Annotated in this window: 15 protein-coding genes; 9 read left to right on the forward strand and 6 right to left on the reverse strand. The window is 62.1% G+C overall.

The window, feature by feature from the left end:
• Positions 1-127 precede the first annotated feature (127 nt).
• The 4 genes from NKH35_RS22875 to NKH35_RS22890 all read left to right on the forward strand — a co-directional run bounded on the left by NKH35_RS22875 (position 128) and on the right by NKH35_RS22890 (position 3,271).
• Entirely contained in the window at positions 128-1,006 is an 879-nt protein-coding gene (locus NKH35_RS22875; RefSeq protein WP_023673688.1) for a branched-chain amino acid aminotransferase, read from the forward strand.
• Between the two features lie 105 nt (positions 1,007-1,111).
• The gene (locus tag NKH35_RS22880; RefSeq protein ID WP_023673687.1) at positions 1,112-1,714 is read left to right on the forward strand and encodes a superoxide dismutase; all 603 of its coding nucleotides are present in this window, start codon (positions 1,112-1,114) and stop codon (positions 1,712-1,714) included.
• A 159-nt stretch (positions 1,715-1,873) separates the two neighbouring features.
• Entirely contained in the window at positions 1,874-2,311 is a 438-nt protein-coding gene (locus tag NKH35_RS22885) for a c-type cytochrome (protein WP_023684552.1), read from the forward strand.
• A gap of 9 nt (positions 2,312-2,320) precedes the next feature.
• A complete protein-coding gene (locus tag NKH35_RS22890; RefSeq protein WP_023673685.1) occupies positions 2,321-3,271 on the forward strand; it encodes a cytochrome c in 951 nt (316 codons plus the stop codon).
• Between the two features lie 20 nt (positions 3,272-3,291).
• Here the strand turns inward: NKH35_RS22890 and NKH35_RS22895 are convergent, their stop codons facing one another.
• From NKH35_RS22895 to NKH35_RS22905, 3 genes are all read right to left on the reverse strand, one after another.
• On the reverse strand, positions 3,292-3,681 hold the full coding sequence (locus NKH35_RS22895; RefSeq protein ID WP_023673684.1) for an SET domain-containing protein: 390 nt from the start codon (positions 3,679-3,681) through the stop codon (positions 3,292-3,294).
• A 145-nt stretch (positions 3,682-3,826) separates the two neighbouring features.
• Positions 3,827-4,453 (reverse strand): LysE family translocator, encoded by a 627-nt coding sequence (locus tag NKH35_RS22900; RefSeq protein WP_023673683.1) that lies wholly within the window; start codon positions 4,451-4,453, stop codon positions 3,827-3,829.
• Entirely contained in the window at positions 4,450-6,597 is a 2,148-nt protein-coding gene (locus tag NKH35_RS22905; protein ID WP_352916543.1) for a S9 family peptidase, read from the reverse strand. The genes NKH35_RS22900 and NKH35_RS22905 overlap by 4 nt, the downstream gene beginning before the upstream one ends.
• A 114-nt stretch (positions 6,598-6,711) precedes the next feature.
• Here NKH35_RS22905 and NKH35_RS22910 point away from each other — a divergent pair, with 114 nt between their 5' ends.
• Together NKH35_RS22910 and NKH35_RS22915 are read left to right on the forward strand one after the other, a co-directional pair.
• Complete coding sequence (locus tag NKH35_RS22910) at positions 6,712-7,086, forward strand: SH3 domain-containing protein (protein WP_023702200.1); 375 nt, start codon at positions 6,712-6,714, stop codon at positions 7,084-7,086.
• Positions 7,087-7,498: 412 nt separating this feature from the next.
• On the forward strand, positions 7,499-7,924 hold the full coding sequence (locus tag NKH35_RS22915; RefSeq protein ID WP_023727649.1) for a Ros/MucR family transcriptional regulator: 426 nt from the start codon (positions 7,499-7,501) through the stop codon (positions 7,922-7,924).
• A 126-nt stretch (positions 7,925-8,050) separates the two neighbouring features.
• Here NKH35_RS22915 and NKH35_RS22920 read toward each other — a convergent pair whose 3' ends face one another.
• Positions 8,051-8,479 (reverse strand): SufE family protein, encoded by a 429-nt coding sequence (locus NKH35_RS22920; protein WP_023673679.1) that lies wholly within the window; start codon positions 8,477-8,479, stop codon positions 8,051-8,053.
• Between the two features lie 116 nt (positions 8,480-8,595).
• Positions 8,596-8,964 (reverse strand): DUF5330 domain-containing protein, encoded by a 369-nt coding sequence (locus NKH35_RS22925; RefSeq protein WP_023684546.1) that lies wholly within the window; start codon positions 8,962-8,964, stop codon positions 8,596-8,598.
• Positions 8,965-9,496: 532 nt separating this feature from the next.
• Between NKH35_RS22925 and NKH35_RS22930 the strand changes: the two genes are divergently transcribed.
• From NKH35_RS22930 to NKH35_RS22940, 3 genes are all read left to right on the forward strand, one after another.
• Positions 9,497-11,242: an ATP-binding protein gene (locus NKH35_RS22930; protein WP_023819206.1), complete on the forward strand. Its 1,746-nt coding sequence runs from the start codon at positions 9,497-9,499 to the stop codon at positions 11,240-11,242.
• The gene (locus NKH35_RS22935; protein WP_023687231.1) at positions 11,217-12,005 is read left to right on the forward strand and encodes a peptidoglycan-binding domain-containing protein; all 789 of its coding nucleotides are present in this window, start codon (positions 11,217-11,219) and stop codon (positions 12,003-12,005) included. Before NKH35_RS22930 ends, NKH35_RS22935 begins: the two co-directional genes overlap by 26 nt.
• Positions 12,006-12,078: 73 nt before the next feature.
• Positions 12,079-12,426 (forward strand): DUF1491 family protein, encoded by a 348-nt coding sequence (locus NKH35_RS22940; RefSeq protein WP_023698568.1) that lies wholly within the window; start codon positions 12,079-12,081, stop codon positions 12,424-12,426.
• On the opposite strand, the gene NKH35_RS22945 is transcribed toward NKH35_RS22940, so the two are convergent.
• Positions 12,413-13,423, reverse strand: a complete 1,011-nt coding sequence (locus tag NKH35_RS22945; protein ID WP_352916545.1) for a hypothetical protein — start codon at positions 13,421-13,423, stop codon at positions 12,413-12,415. The two genes, NKH35_RS22940 and NKH35_RS22945, sit on opposite strands and share 14 nt — an antisense overlap.
• Positions 13,424-13,588 lie beyond the last annotated feature (165 nt).

Below are 13,588 nucleotides of genomic sequence, written 5' to 3' on the forward strand. Positions count from 1 at the left end.
TCGATTACAGTCTTGAGCGCTTCTTCGGGCGCTCTGGCCTCAACAAATCCGCTCCATGCCGGTTGACGGCGCCGGTCAAAGCATCTTCCAATGCCTGGCAACAAACAGCTTTGAAGCGGAACGAACAATGACACTGGCGACTGCGGCGCTATCGGCGACATGGACCTTCGTCGACGGCGACTGGTACGAAGGCAACGTCGCCATTCTGGGTCCGCGCAGCCACGCCATGTGGCTCGGCACCAGCGTCTTCGACGGCGCCCGCTGGTTCGAAGGCGTCGCCCCCGATCTCGAGCTGCATGCCGCCAGGGTGAACGCATCGGCGACCGCGCTCGGCCTCGCGCCGTCGATGAGCGCCGATGAGATTGTTGGACTGACCTGGGACGGGCTGAAGAAGTTCGACGGCAAGACAGCGGTCTACATCAGGCCGATGTACTGGGCCGAGCATGGCGGCTATATGGGCGTGCCGGCCGATCCGGCCTCGACCCGTTTCTGCCTCTGCCTTTACGAATCGCCGATGATCTCGCCGACCGGCTTTTCGATCACCGTGTCGCCGTTCCGGCGGCCGACCATCGAGACCATGCCGACCAATGCCAAGGCCGGCTGCCTCTATCCCAACAATGGCCGCGCCATTCTCGAAGCCAAGGGACGCGGCTTCGACAATGCGCTGGTGCTGGACATGCTGGGCAATGTCGCCGAGACCGGAACCTCGAACATCTTCCTGGTCAAGGACAGCCACGTGTTGACGCCGGCGCCGAACGGCACCTTCCTGTCCGGCATCACCCGCTCGCGCACCATGACGCTGCTTGGCGATTACGGCTTCAAGACCACGGAGAAGATGCTGTCGGTGCGCGACTTTCTCGAAGCCGACGAGATCTTTTCGACCGGAAACCATTCTAAGGTCGTGCCGATCACCCGCATCGAGGACCGCGATCTGCAGCCCGGGCCGGTGGCCAAGAAAGCGCGCGACCTTTATTGGGAATGGGCGCATTCGACTTCCGCCGGTTGAGCCGCTAAAAGGCAATTGGCGCTTCATTCCGGAGTTGTTCCAGATCAATGCAGCCCTATCTTAATCCGGTATCCGCACCGGATTTTTCCATGAGGAGTATGACCGATGGCTTTTGAATTGCCCGCCTTGCCCTACGACTACGAGGCCTTGCAGCCTTACATGTCGAAGGAGACGCTGGAGTATCACCACGACAAGCACCACAAGGCCTATGTCGACAACGGCAACAAGCTGGCCGCCGAAGCGGGCCTTGGCGATCTGTCGGTCGAAGAGGTGGTCAAACAGTCGTTCGGCAAGAATGCCGGCCTCTTCAACAACGCAGCCCAGCACTACAACCACATCCATTTCTGGAAGTGGATGAAGAAGGGCGGCGGCGGCAACAAGCTTCCGGGCGCCCTGCAGAAGGCTTTCGACGCGGATCTCGGCGGGTACGACAAGTTCAAGGCCGACTTCATCGCCGCCGGCACCACGCAGTTCGGTTCGGGCTGGGCCTGGGTCTCGGTCAAGGACGGCAAGCTGGCGATATCCAAGACGCCGAACGGCGAGAACCCGCTCGTCCATGGCGCATCGCCGATCCTCGGCGTCGATGTCTGGGAACATTCCTATTACATCGACTACCGCAACGCGCGGCCGAAATATCTCGAGGCCTTCGTCGACAGCCTCATCAACTGGGACCATGTCCTTGAAATGTACGAAGAGGCGAAAGCCTGATCGACCCAGAGAAGCCCCGGTACTCCGGGGCTTTTCTTTCTCAGCTGAAGCAGCAGGCACACAAAATTCGGCAGAATCCGGCCGGCGGACAGGGAATAATCCCGGCCCGCCCTCCGTTAACGTTAGGTCGCGACCCCTCATCATCCTGGAGCCAATTGAATGAGAAAGCTTGTTATCGCCATCTCTATGCTCAGCCTCGCCGCCTCGGCGGCTTTTGCCGACCCGATCCTCGACCGACAGGGACTGATGAAGGAACGAGGCAAGATCGTCGGCGGCCTGTCAAAAATCGCCAAGGGCGAGGCAGACTTCGATGCCGCCGCCGTGCTGACGGCGCTGCAGGCGCTGCAAGTCAATGCCGAGAAGTTCGATGTCGACACGCTGTTCCCGGCCGGCAGCGACAGCGGTGATACCACCGCCTCGCCCAAAATCTGGAAAGACATGGCGGGCTTCAAATCGACCGAAGACAAGTACCTCGCCGACGTCAAGGCCGCAGTCGCCGCCGCCCCCGCCGATGTCGATGCGTTGAAGGCGCAGATCGATACGCTCGGCAGTGATTGCGGCACCTGCCACAAGACCTATCGGGTGAAGAAGAGCTGATCCCGGGCAATGCCCTTGTGGAAAAAATTTGTCGGCGCCGCCCTTGTCCTGGGTGTCGTCGGTGCCGGCGCCGGCTGGCTGTTGTCGGCGTCGGTCAAGCTCGACACTGACACCCTGGCGCAGCTCGGCCCCGGCGACGCCGCCAGGGGCAAGCGCATTTTCAATGCCGGCGGCTGCACCTCCTGTCACGCCAAGCCAGGCTCGCAGGGTGACGCCCGTTTGCAACTGGTCGGCGGCCTCGAGCTCAAGACGCCGTTCGGCACCTTTGTGCCGCCCAACATCTCGCAGGATCCCAAGGACGGCATCGGCGCCTGGACGGTCGAGGACCTTGCCAACGCCATGCTGAAGGGCGTGTCGCCGTCGGGCGAGCATTTCTATCCGGCCTTCCCCTACACATCCTACGCCCGCATGAAGCCGGCTGATATTGCCGATCTCTATGCGTTCCTGAAGACGCTGCCGGCGGTCGCCGGCAAGGCGCCGGACAATTCCCTGAGTTTCCCCTTCAACATCCGCCGCGGCCTCGGCCTGTGGAAGCGGCTCTATCTCAGCAAAGAGCCGGTGATTGCCTTTGCCGATGGCACGCCTGATCCGGTACTCGCCGGCCGCTATCTGGTCGAGGGGCCTGGCCATTGCGGCGAATGCCACACGCCGCGCGACATCACCGGCGGCACCAGGAAGAGCCAGTGGCTGGCTGGCGCGGCGGCCGCCGAAGGCAGCGGCATCGTGCCGAACATCACATCGGGCGAAGGCGGGCTCGGTGACTGGTCGGAAGCCGACATCGCCAACTATCTCGAAACCGGTTTTACCCCTGATTTCGATTCGGTCGGCGGCGCCATGGTCGACGTGCAGCACAACATGGCCGAACTGCCGCCGGAAGATCGCGCGGCAATAGCCGCCTATCTCAAGGCGGTGCCGCCGCATCCCAACGGCTACCCGGTGCGCAGCAAGCCGGCCAAGTGATCCCGGCTACAGGTGGCGATCTACAGGTGGCGATCACCGAGGAAGTCGAAGCCCGTCTCGAAGAAATGACTGTAATTGCAGGTCAGTTCCTCGCCGGGTGCGATGTCGCGCAAGGCATAGGTTTCCTCGGGCGAGGAGACATCGCAATTCGGTTCGTCGTCATGGTTCATGTAGCGTGCGTCGTCGGCTTCGAAGACGATGTAGTTCGGATCCCGGCGGTCTGGATAGGAATAACGGTCGAGATAGTTCTTCACCGGGCCGCTCTCGCCTTCATAGGTCTCGACGTCGATGATCCGGTCGAATCTGGGGTCGAGCTTCCAGACCAGCGTGCCCTTGGCAATGTGGTTCCTGGCGAAAACCCCGATGCCCTGGATCGGTGATTTCTCGAGATAGGTGTCGACGAGCAACATAGTGGCCCCTTTGCGTATGTCATGGTCTGGAAGGTGGCGCGCATGGGTAGCGCGCAGCCATTGCAAATGCGAGTGAAAATGAGCAGCCTGGAATTCAAAAAGTGACGACCGGCGCGCCTCGACGGGCGCGCCTTTCGCATCGACATCAGCGCTGCTGCAAGGCCAGACGGACGCCTAACGCGCAGTAGATGCCGCCAACCACCTTGCCTTGCAATTTCACCACCGACGGATTGCGGCGCAGGAACGTGCCGAGCCGGCCCGCACTCACGGCAAAGACGACTGTGCTGAAAAGGCCGAGCAGAACAAAGATTATGCCCAGCGTCATCAGCTGGAGCATCACCGATCCGTTTTCAGGCCGCACGAACTGGGGCAGGAAGGCAAGGAAGAAAAGCGCCGTCTTTGGATTAAGCACTTCGGTCAGGACAGCTTGACGAAACGCCTTGCTGGCGGAGATCGCGAGTGCACCGGCAGTAGGATCGGCCGGTATTTTCTCGATGATTGCGCGAATGCCGAGGTAAACGAGATACGCCGCGCCGATGTATTTTACGACGCTGAACAGCGTTGCCGAAGTGGCGATGATCGCCGAAATGCCGACCATCGCCATGATGGTATGGAACACATCGCCAGCCGCGACGCCCGCGCCCGTCGCGACGCCAACCCTGGTTCCGGAACTCGTCGCTCGCGCGACCGTCAAAAGCGTGGCTGGGCCTGGAATAAACACAAAGCCAAGCACAACCGCTATGTAAGCCGTCAAGGTGGATAGATCGATCATTGCGACGCCTCCGTTGCATTCTCAGCCTTGCCCGTAACCTCGGGTTCGGGCTTGGCCGTAACCTTGAGCGCGAAGGAGTAGGTATAGGCGATCTCCTCCAGCCTTGAAAAGCGGCCGGAGGCGCCGGCATGGCCGGAATCCATGTTGATCTTGAACAGCACCGGATTGTCGCCGCTCTTGCGCTCGCGCAGCCGCGCCACCCATTTGGCCGGCTCCCAATAGGTGACGCGCGGATCGGTGAGGCCGGCCAGCGCCAGTATCGGCGGGTAGTCGTGATCGGCGACATTGTCATAGGGTGAGTAGGCGGCGATCGTTTGGTAATCTTCCGCCGACGCGATCGGGTTGCCCCATTCCGGCCACTCCGGCGGCGTCAGCGGCAAGCTTGCGTCGAGCATCGTGGTCAGCACGTCGACAAAGGGAACCTCGGCAACGATGGCGCCGAAACTATGCGGCGCTATGTTGGCGATCGCACCCATCAACATGCCGCCGGCCGAGCCGCCTTGCGCGACGATGCGGTCGTGTTGGGTGTAACGCTCGGCGACGAGATGCTGCGCGACGGCGATGAAATCGGTGAACGTGTTCATCTTGTGCGCCCGCTTGCCGTCGTCATACCAGCCATAGCCCTTGTCCTTGCCGCCGCGGACATGGGCGATGGCAAAGACAAAGCCACGGTCGACCAGCGAGAACCAGTTGGTGTTGAACGCCGCCGGAATGGCAATGCCGTAAGAGCCGTAGCCGTAAAGCAGGCACGGTGCGGAGCCATCGAGCGGCGTGTCGCGGTGGTGCAGCAGCGAGACCGGCACCAGTTCGCCATCGGCGGCCGGCGCCATCAGCCGGCGCGTGACATAATGATCCGGATTGTGACCGGACGGCACTTCCTGGGTCTTCAGCAGCACACGCTCGCGGCTGCGCATATTGTAGTCGAAGACCTGCGCCGGGGTCGTCATCGACGAATAGGTGAAGCGCATGATCTCGGTGTCGTATTCATAGGACCCCGACAGGCCGAGCGAGAACGCCTCTTCGTCGAACGAGATCAGATGCTCCTCGCCGCTGCGGCGATCGCGAACGACGATGCGCGGCAGCCCTTCCTTGCGCTCGAGCCTGACCATATGATCCCTGAAGCCGACCACCGACAGGATCAGCCGGCCTGGCTCGTGCGCCACCAGCTCTTCCCAATTGGCGCGAACCGGGTCATTAGCCGGCGCCGTCATGATCTTGAAGTCCTTGGCGCCGTCGGCATTGGTGAGGACGAAGAAGATGTCGCCGCCTTCTTCCAGATCATATTGCAGGCCAGTCTCGCGCTTTGCCACCAGCTTTGGCTCGGCGAAAGGCTCATCGGCGCGCATCAGGTGATATTCCGAGGTTTCGTGATCGTTGATCCCGATCATGATCCATTCGTTGGAGCGCGTGCCGCCGACATCCATGAAGAAGCCGGGATCGGTTTCCTCATAAATCAGCCGGTCATTAAGGGGGCTGCCGCCGAGCGCGTGGAACAGCACCTTGGACGGGCGATGATTGTCGTCGAGCCTTGTGTAGAAGAAGCCGTCATCGGCGGCATTCCAGACGCCGCCACCACTGGTGGCCTCGATCTGGTCGCTCAGTTCCTTGCCGCTGGTGAGATCGCGCACGCGAAGTGTGAAGAATTCAGAGCCCTTGTCGTCGAACGCCCACAACAGCTTGCGGTGATCGGCCGAACGGTCGACGCCGCCGAGGCGGAAATAGGGCTTGCCCTCGGCTTCCGCGTCGCCATCGAGCAGGATCTGCTCATCGCCGCCATCGCGCGGCATGCGGAAATAGCGGGGCTGTTCGCCGCCAAGCTTGAAGGATGAGCCGTAAGCATAGGGGCCATCCTTCATCGGCACCGTCGAATCATCTTCCTTGATGCGCCCCTTCATCTCGCCGAACAGCTGCTTCCGAAGCTCTAGCGTATCGGCCATAAGCACTGCTTGATAGGCGTTTTCGGCTTCGAGATGGGCGCGGATGCGGCCCTCAAGCAGGGAAGGGTCCCTGAACATCGCCTGCCAGTTCTCGGCCCTCAGCCAGGCATAGTCATCTGTGCGGGTAATGCCGTGGTGCGTGTCGAAGACGGGGTGTTTCTCGGGGCTCGGCGGGCTGGCGGTCGGAAAAGCTGAGGTCTTGGTCATTGCGTCTCACTGAAGAAATTACTTGAATGGCAAATGAACACGCCGATCAGCGCGGGTTCAAGGGCCGGGATGTATTGGTTGCGGCGGGCTCGGGAGATGAGCCAAAAGGAGAGGATGATGAATTTCCATATCAACACCGCTGCGGCTCTCGCCGTCGTCGCTTCGACCGTTCTGGCTTTCACCGGCCAGTCTCATGCAACCGCGTTCGCCGCTTGGCAAGTGGCTGGCGTGCCGTTCGGCGACACGCTCAACGTTCGCAAATATCCGTCCGGCACCTCGCAGAAGCAGGCCGCCTATCCCAACGGGACGATCCTGCAGATGACCGGCAAGTGCACCGGCGGCTTGAATCTTCTGGAGATCGCCGGCCAGCCGCACTGGAAACAGAAACAGGCAATTCGCTATCAATGGTGTCAAGTTTGGCACGACCCGGCGCAAAATGGTGGTTTTGTTAGTGGCTGGGTCTATGGAAAATACCTCACGCCGTATTGAATCCGGTCAGACCGAAGATCTTCTTCGGCGTGTTTCGCCAACGCTTTGCAACTTGCGGTTTGGTACGAATCCGACAATCAGCCGCCCAAACCTCGAAGCATAGACCAAGCATCGCTGCCCACTTTATGAGTCCTTGCTGATTTAGCGGTGGTGTGACCTTACGTCATGCTAGTCCTGGTCCGACCAGAAAATATCGCGAAGTTACAGAGTGCACGAAAGATTGAAGCTGAAGAGCGACTATTCGATGAATATCGTTGAATATAGCGCAAGATGCGAATTGACTTACTTTGTCTGTGGGCTCATTAAGATGCCCGGACGCGAATCCATGAAGCTCTTTCCGCGTGAAATTCGCGCCATGCCCGATCTTCCAAAAAGGGCGCAAACAGAAACATCCTTCGTTGGGGCCTAAACCATGGATATCGTCGAAACACCTTCCAGAAATAGCGATGCGCTGATCGAGCTGACCGCCGATGTGGTGGCAGCCTATGTCAGCAACAATCCCGTGCCGGTCGGCGAATTGCCGAACCTTATCGCTGATGTCCATGCCGCTCTCGGGCGCGTGGGCGGAGCAAGCGAACAGCCTCTGGCCGACAAGCAGAAGCCTGCGGTAAACCCGAAGCGCTCTGTTCATGACGATTACATCGTCTGCCTTGAAGATGGCAAGAAGTTCAAGTCGCTGAAGCGCCACCTGATGACCCATTACGGTCTGACGCCCGATGAATACCGCGAGAAGTGGAATCTCGACGCCAGCTATCCGATGGTTGCCCCCAACTATGCCGCTGCCCGTTCGCAGCTGGCCAAGAAGATGGGCCTCGGCCGCAAGCGCAAGGGGCGGTAACACCGGCTCCAATGGACAAGATCAACGGCGCCCCTTACGGCGCCGTTTTTGTTCCTAGAACAATTCCAGGAAAACTGCCGAGCGCTTTCCCTTGGAATTGCGTCGAAAGAAGAGAAGATAGAGCAATCAAGCAGTCTGCTTGAGAGCCATCTCGGCGTCCCGCTTGACGCGCTTGACCATCGAGCGCAGGCCATTGGCCCGCTGCGGCGACAGATGTTCGTCGAGGCCAAGCGACCTCAGCGTCGCCTCTGCGTCCGTTTCAAGGATCTGGCTGGCAGTCCGTCCCGAAAACAGCGCCAGCATGATGGCGACCAGACCGCGCACGATATGAGCGTCTGAATCGCCTGTGAAGGTGATGACCGGATCGGCGCCCGGCGCTCGGCTCGTGGTCAGCCAGACCTGGCTGACGCAGCCCGGCACCTTGTTGGCGGCGTTGCGTTCGGCGTCGGGAAATGGCGGCAGCGCTTCGCCGAGCTCGATCACATAGCGATAGCGGTCTTCCCACTCGTCGAGCAGGGAGAAGTCGTCGCGGATCGTCTGGATCGTCGTGGCCATTGCTCAGGATATAGTCATCCGCGGCTGCGGCGTCACGGAAAAAGAAGAAAAGCACCGCAGGCATCGAGAGGTCCGACCGGCCTGCGGTGTCGCTGTAGATACAGCTGAAACGGTGTTTAGTTCTTCGCCACCAGCTTGGCAGGTATGTTGACTGTCGCCGGCAGCACGATGTCCTTGGCGACGCTGCCGGTGGCCAGCGATGTATCGGGCGAGGTCTCGGCGCTCTTGTCGTCCAGCATGGCGGCGGCGATCTTGGCGGTTTCCTTGGCCCGGGCGCTGATCGTATGCATCGCCGACTTGCCGGTTTCGCAGACGTCCGGCTTACGCTCGCAAATGCCGGCGATGTCGCCGACCGCTTCGCGCGCCGCAAAAAGCGCCTGGAACGGCCCGACGCTTTCGCGGCCATCCTCGTCGGGGCCGACGGTCAGCGGCAGCGCCAGCAACACCAGCGAAAACCAGAACGCCATTCTTATCAAAAAGCCCATCGATCTGCCCTCTCGTCCAATGACCGGATCATGCGTCCATGCGCAATGACCGCTTTATATCAGCGACAATGGCACATGAGGCGCAAAGGACGGCTTTCTTGCTCAGCGAAAATTTTCCTCAAATTTCAGGCAAATTCGAAGCGAGGCGTTTTGCAGTGCATTAGCCTCAAATGCCGGCAATTTTCTTAACCTTGCAGTAACCATCTAAGCGATTGTTGCGCATGGATATCTTCAGAAGAGCAGGCATGCCGGCTCAGGGTTTCGCAGCCACGGGCACGCCCTTTGCACATAACGCTCCGTTTACTATGGCTACAAATGGCGGTGCATTCCGGTGCCGGCGCTCCAATTTTTGCCGCAGCGCGCTCGTTGTTCCGGTCAGCCTTATTCATTCCTTAAACGCTGGATGCGAGTTTCAAACAAGCAAAAGCGACCTGCAAAGCAGGGGCAGTCACGACCGGGTGCGAGTGCGTTGAGTTTGACAACTGCCAGATATATTGAACTGCCTGGCGCGCTGGCGGCCGGTTGCGAACGCATGGTCCATCCGGCCATCATCGGCCAGGGCGATCGCCTGCGCCAGCGCCGGTTCATCGGCATCATGCTTGCCGCTCCGTTCTTCGCCGCCGGTGCGGCGGTGACACTGGTCACCTCGGGCATGGGCGCCGCCGTCACCGTCGCAACCATTTTCGCCGCCTTCGGTCTTTGCTGGTTCGCCGCCTTGCTGGTGGCGGCGTCGGGCAAGATGACGCTGGCAGCCCAGGTTGCCCTTGCCGCCGGCGGTCTTGCCCTTGCCGGCGCCGTCGCGGCAGCAGGCGGCCTGGCGTCGCCGGTTGCGCTGCTGGCCCTGGCACTGCCATTCGAGGCCTGGTGGATCGGCGGTTCAAAGCGCGCGGCACTTTGGGGCGGCCTCTCAACCTTGGCCGCAATGCTGCTGCAGCCCTTTGTCGGCTCTGTCGTCCCGCTCGGAGGGGCGCAAGTCGCGGCGTGGCACTGGCTGCTGCCGCTCGCCTGGGGCCTGACGCTGGTTCCCCGGCTCGCAGCCCTCGGCGATGCCGCACGCGCGCAGCCCGCGCTCCTTCCAAACGACCGCCTTGAAGATATGATCGACGCCGTTGTCCTGCATGTCGCCCGGCATGGCGAGGTCCTGGATGCCTCGGCCAAGGCGCGCACCATCCTGAAGCTGCCGCCGGAACTGCTTTTCGGCGCCGGCATGTTCGACCGCATCCACCTGTCCGATCGCGTTGCTTATCTCAGCGCGCTTGCCGACATGCGCGATGGCGCCCTGGCGCGCCGGCTCGATCTTCGGGTTAGGCTGCCGCAGGACGGCAGCGCCTCGACGGCCGACAATTACCGGCCATTTCAGCTCGAACTGATGCGCGCCGAAGAGCAGCAGGAGACCTTCACTCTGCTGCTGCGCGAGAACGACGAGACTGCCGAATTGCGCGACGAGCTTGCTGCCGCCACTGAGGCCGCAGCGTCGGCCGAGGTGGCGAAGGGCCGCTTCCTGGCGGTCGTCAGCCATGAGCTTCGGACGCCGCTCAACGCCATCATCGGTTTTTCCGACATGCTGCTGCATGAGATGTTCGGCGGCTTCAAGGACCCGCGCCAGAAGGAGTATGTCGGCCTGGTGAAGCAGTCGGGCCAGCATCTGCTTGCCGTCGTCACCTCCATCCTTGATGTCTCGAGGATCGAGGCCGGCGCCTACGCGACCGAGCCCGAACCGTTCCGATTCATCGAAGCGGTCGAGATGTGCCAGTCGATGATGCAGCTGCAGGCGAATGCCAAGAACATCGGTCTCCAGGCGCAGATTGCGCCGGACGCCGGGGAGATCAATGCCGACCGTCGTGCCGTGCAGCAGATCCTGATCAACCTCGTCTCCAATGCGGTCAAGTTCACGCCCGATGGCGGCAATGTCGTCGTCGGCGCCAAGCGGATCGGCTCGCGGCTGCATTTCTGGGTCAGGGACACCGGCATCGGCATCGCCGAGGAAGATTTTGTCAATCTCGGCAAGCCGTTCATGCAGATCCAGAACGACTATACGCGCCGCTTCGAGGGCACCGGGCTCGGCCTGTCGCTGGTCAAGGGCCTGGTGGCGCTGCACGACGGCACGATGTCGATCGAAAGCATGCCGGGCGAGGGGACGACGGTCACGATCAGCCTGCCGGTGAACGGGCCGAAGAGGAGCGCGACCGACAGGAACGGCGTGCTGCCGATGCCCGCGACCAGGACGAAAGGCGACGCGAAAGGGGACAGGAATGGCTCGCTCCGCAAAACAGCCTAAGGCGGTCAAGCGCCGCAGCGGCGCGTTCGAGGCCGGCGCGATTGCGCTCGGCGGCGCGATCTCGCGCAATCCGGTCCTGGTCGGCGGGTCGACCGCCTTCCTGGTGACGCTGTTCTACGTTTCCGCCAACGCGCTGTGGTACCAGCCGTTTCCGCATGCCGGCGCCTTCTTCGCCACCCGCAGCATCGAGGGTTTTCCGCACCCCGGCGCGGACGAACCCGAAACCACCATCAACATCCTGCGGCCCGGCCCGGCACCGGTCAAAAGCGACCCGACCGTCGAGCAGGTCCAGGGCATCCTGAAGGATCTCGATTTCTACACGGGAACGGTCGACGGCATTTCCGGGCCGAATACCCAAAAGGCGATCCAGGCATACCAGCAGAAAGTTGGCCTGCCGGCCTCCGGTGAGATCGACGCCGTCCTGCTCGACCAGCTCGGCGCCAAGCAGACAACAGCTGGCATCCCGCATCCTGTGCCGAGGCCCGTGGATATGGCCGCCGCTCGAGTTGCCGCGCCCGAGGCCGCGCCTGCGCCCATCCCGGTTTCCGCGTCGGTATCCGCCCAGGCGCCCGATGCCCGCATCGTCAAGATCCAGGCCGGCCTGAAGGCATTCGGCAATGACGACATGCAACTCGACGGCGTCGTCGGCGCCCGCACCAAGGCGGCGATCAAGGAATTCCAGTCGCTGTTCGGCCTGCCGGAAACGGGCGAGCCCGACGAGGTCGTCTACGTCAAGATGCGCGAGATCGGCCTGACCAATTGAGTGGTCAAGACGACCGCTCGCGGATAGCCGAAAATCCGGCTAAGACGCCGCGCATGTCCTCCGGAGCCTCGTCATGCGCGTAACCACCGAGTTTTGGGTGTCGGCCCTGCTGCGCCGTGTCTTCGGCGCCGGCGGCTTTGCGGCCGTCGTCAAGCGCGGCGCGACCGAGGCCGGCGCTGTCTTCGTGCTCTCCCGCGGCAGGCTGGGCGACGTCTCCCTGTTCGGCCCGGCGCCGCAGACGAGCTACGATTCGGACAAACCGGATGATCGCTTTTTCACGCTGCTCGGCGCCGGCGACGATGCCGCCGCGCTTGACGCCAGGCTTGAGCGGGAGAAAAAATTCGATCCCGACATCTGGGTGGTCGAGATCGAGGCCGGAACGGTTTCCGTCGAGGAGCTTCTCTCCGTCAAGACGCCTTGAGGCTGGCCCCTAAGCTGGCTTTGTCGACGTCCGGCGCTTGGTCGCCATTCGCGGCGACAGGGGTGTTGCCGCGCACCGCTCGCGACAATGTTTCGGCCTTCCAGCCGCGCACCTTGTCGAGCGCCGCCTCGTGGTGCAGCAGCCGGTAGCGGTCGAGGAAGATGCGGATCGCCTGCGGGTGCGGAAACTCCCGGGGGTAAACCGCGACCACGATCAGGAATGCCCTGTCCTCACTGAGGTCGAGCGCCCGCAGCGCGGCGAGCAGCGAGACATAGCTCGAATGCTCGGTCAGCGACCGCGCCGTCGAGAAGTCGATGTCGAGCGCGTCGGCAAGCGCGGTCTGGAAGAAGGCGGCCTTGCCGGTCAGCGCCGTCTCGCGCAGCTTGCTGTAAGTTGCTAAGCCGACGAAGGGATTGACCGATGTCGCCTCGCCCTCGGCGAGCATCATCGAGCGCAGGCGGCGCCTGGCGGTTTCGGCGGCGCTGCCGGGCAGTTTTGGTGCGCTGGGAGCGGCGGCAGCGGCTTCGGCGTCGGCGCCCGCCACGTCGGCGATCGGCTCGGGCTGCCGCACGCGCACCAGGGTCGGCTTTTCCAGCGCCTTGATCAACTGCGCGATGGTCGGGTTCAAATCCTTGCGGCGGGCAATGGCGCGCGCATGCGGCAGGCCGTGGCGGCCGATCAACGCGATCAGGTCGATGTCGCCCAGCGCCCGCGAACGGACGAGCAAGGGCGCGCAGACATCGACCGGCTCCTCGCAAAGCCGCCGCACCAGGGCGGCCGGCGCATATTCGCATTCGGACAGGGCGGCGGCGACATAGCGGCGCGATTCGACCGGTACGCTGTCGAACAGCGGCAGCGTCAGATCCTCGAGCTGGGCGATCTCGCGGCGCGACGGGCGGGTCAGCGAGCAGAACGCCGACACGGCGGCGCGAAACAGCCTTTCGGCTTTTCCCGATTCCGTCCGTATGGCGATTTGCCTGAAATCCGAAGCTGACACGGAAGATACGCCCGACACTCGACACAACCCGGACCATGCTCAACCGCAACTATGTCGGTTTCGCGCAAGGCCTGGAACAAACATCAAATTAGCCGCGATCCGTTAGCGCTCCGTTAACCCTCTGCCGGCCTTAATCACATTTGGAGGCGTTGCGTTGTGCTCCGG

The organism is Mesorhizobium sp. M1143, from assembly GCF_040318435.1.
Classification (GTDB): Bacteria; Pseudomonadota; Alphaproteobacteria; order Rhizobiales; family Rhizobiaceae; genus Mesorhizobium.

Coding starts and splice junctions, on each gene's coding strand:
- NKH35_RS22875 (WP_023673688.1), top strand. CDS start 128: ATGACACTGGCGACTGCGGCGCTATCGGCGACATGGACCTTCGTCGAC.
- NKH35_RS22880 (WP_023673687.1), top strand. CDS start 1,112: ATGGCTTTTGAATTGCCCGCCTTGCCCTACGACTACGAGGCCTTGCAG.
- NKH35_RS22885 (WP_023684552.1), top strand. CDS start 1,874: ATGAGAAAGCTTGTTATCGCCATCTCTATGCTCAGCCTCGCCGCCTCG.
- NKH35_RS22890 (WP_023673685.1), top strand. CDS start 2,321: ATGCCCTTGTGGAAAAAATTTGTCGGCGCCGCCCTTGTCCTGGGTGTC.
- NKH35_RS22895 (WP_023673684.1), bottom strand. CDS start 3,681: ATGTTGCTCGTCGACACCTATCTCGAGAAATCACCGATCCAGGGCATC.
- NKH35_RS22900 (WP_023673683.1), bottom strand. CDS start 4,453: ATGATCGATCTATCCACCTTGACGGCTTACATAGCGGTTGTGCTTGGC.
- NKH35_RS22905 (WP_352916543.1), bottom strand. CDS start 6,597: ATGACCAAGACCTCAGCTTTTCCGACCGCCAGCCCGCCGAGCCCCGAG.
- NKH35_RS22910 (WP_023702200.1), top strand. CDS start 6,712: ATGATGAATTTCCATATCAACACCGCTGCGGCTCTCGCCGTCGTCGCT.
- NKH35_RS22915 (WP_023727649.1), top strand. CDS start 7,499: ATGGATATCGTCGAAACACCTTCCAGAAATAGCGATGCGCTGATCGAG.
- NKH35_RS22920 (WP_023673679.1), bottom strand. CDS start 8,479: ATGGCCACGACGATCCAGACGATCCGCGACGACTTCTCCCTGCTCGAC.
- NKH35_RS22925 (WP_023684546.1), bottom strand. CDS start 8,964: ATGGGCTTTTTGATAAGAATGGCGTTCTGGTTTTCGCTGGTGTTGCTG.
- NKH35_RS22930 (WP_023819206.1), top strand. CDS start 9,497: ATGGTCCATCCGGCCATCATCGGCCAGGGCGATCGCCTGCGCCAGCGC.
- NKH35_RS22935 (WP_023687231.1), top strand. CDS start 11,217: ATGGCTCGCTCCGCAAAACAGCCTAAGGCGGTCAAGCGCCGCAGCGGC.
- NKH35_RS22940 (WP_023698568.1), top strand. CDS start 12,079: ATGCGCGTAACCACCGAGTTTTGGGTGTCGGCCCTGCTGCGCCGTGTC.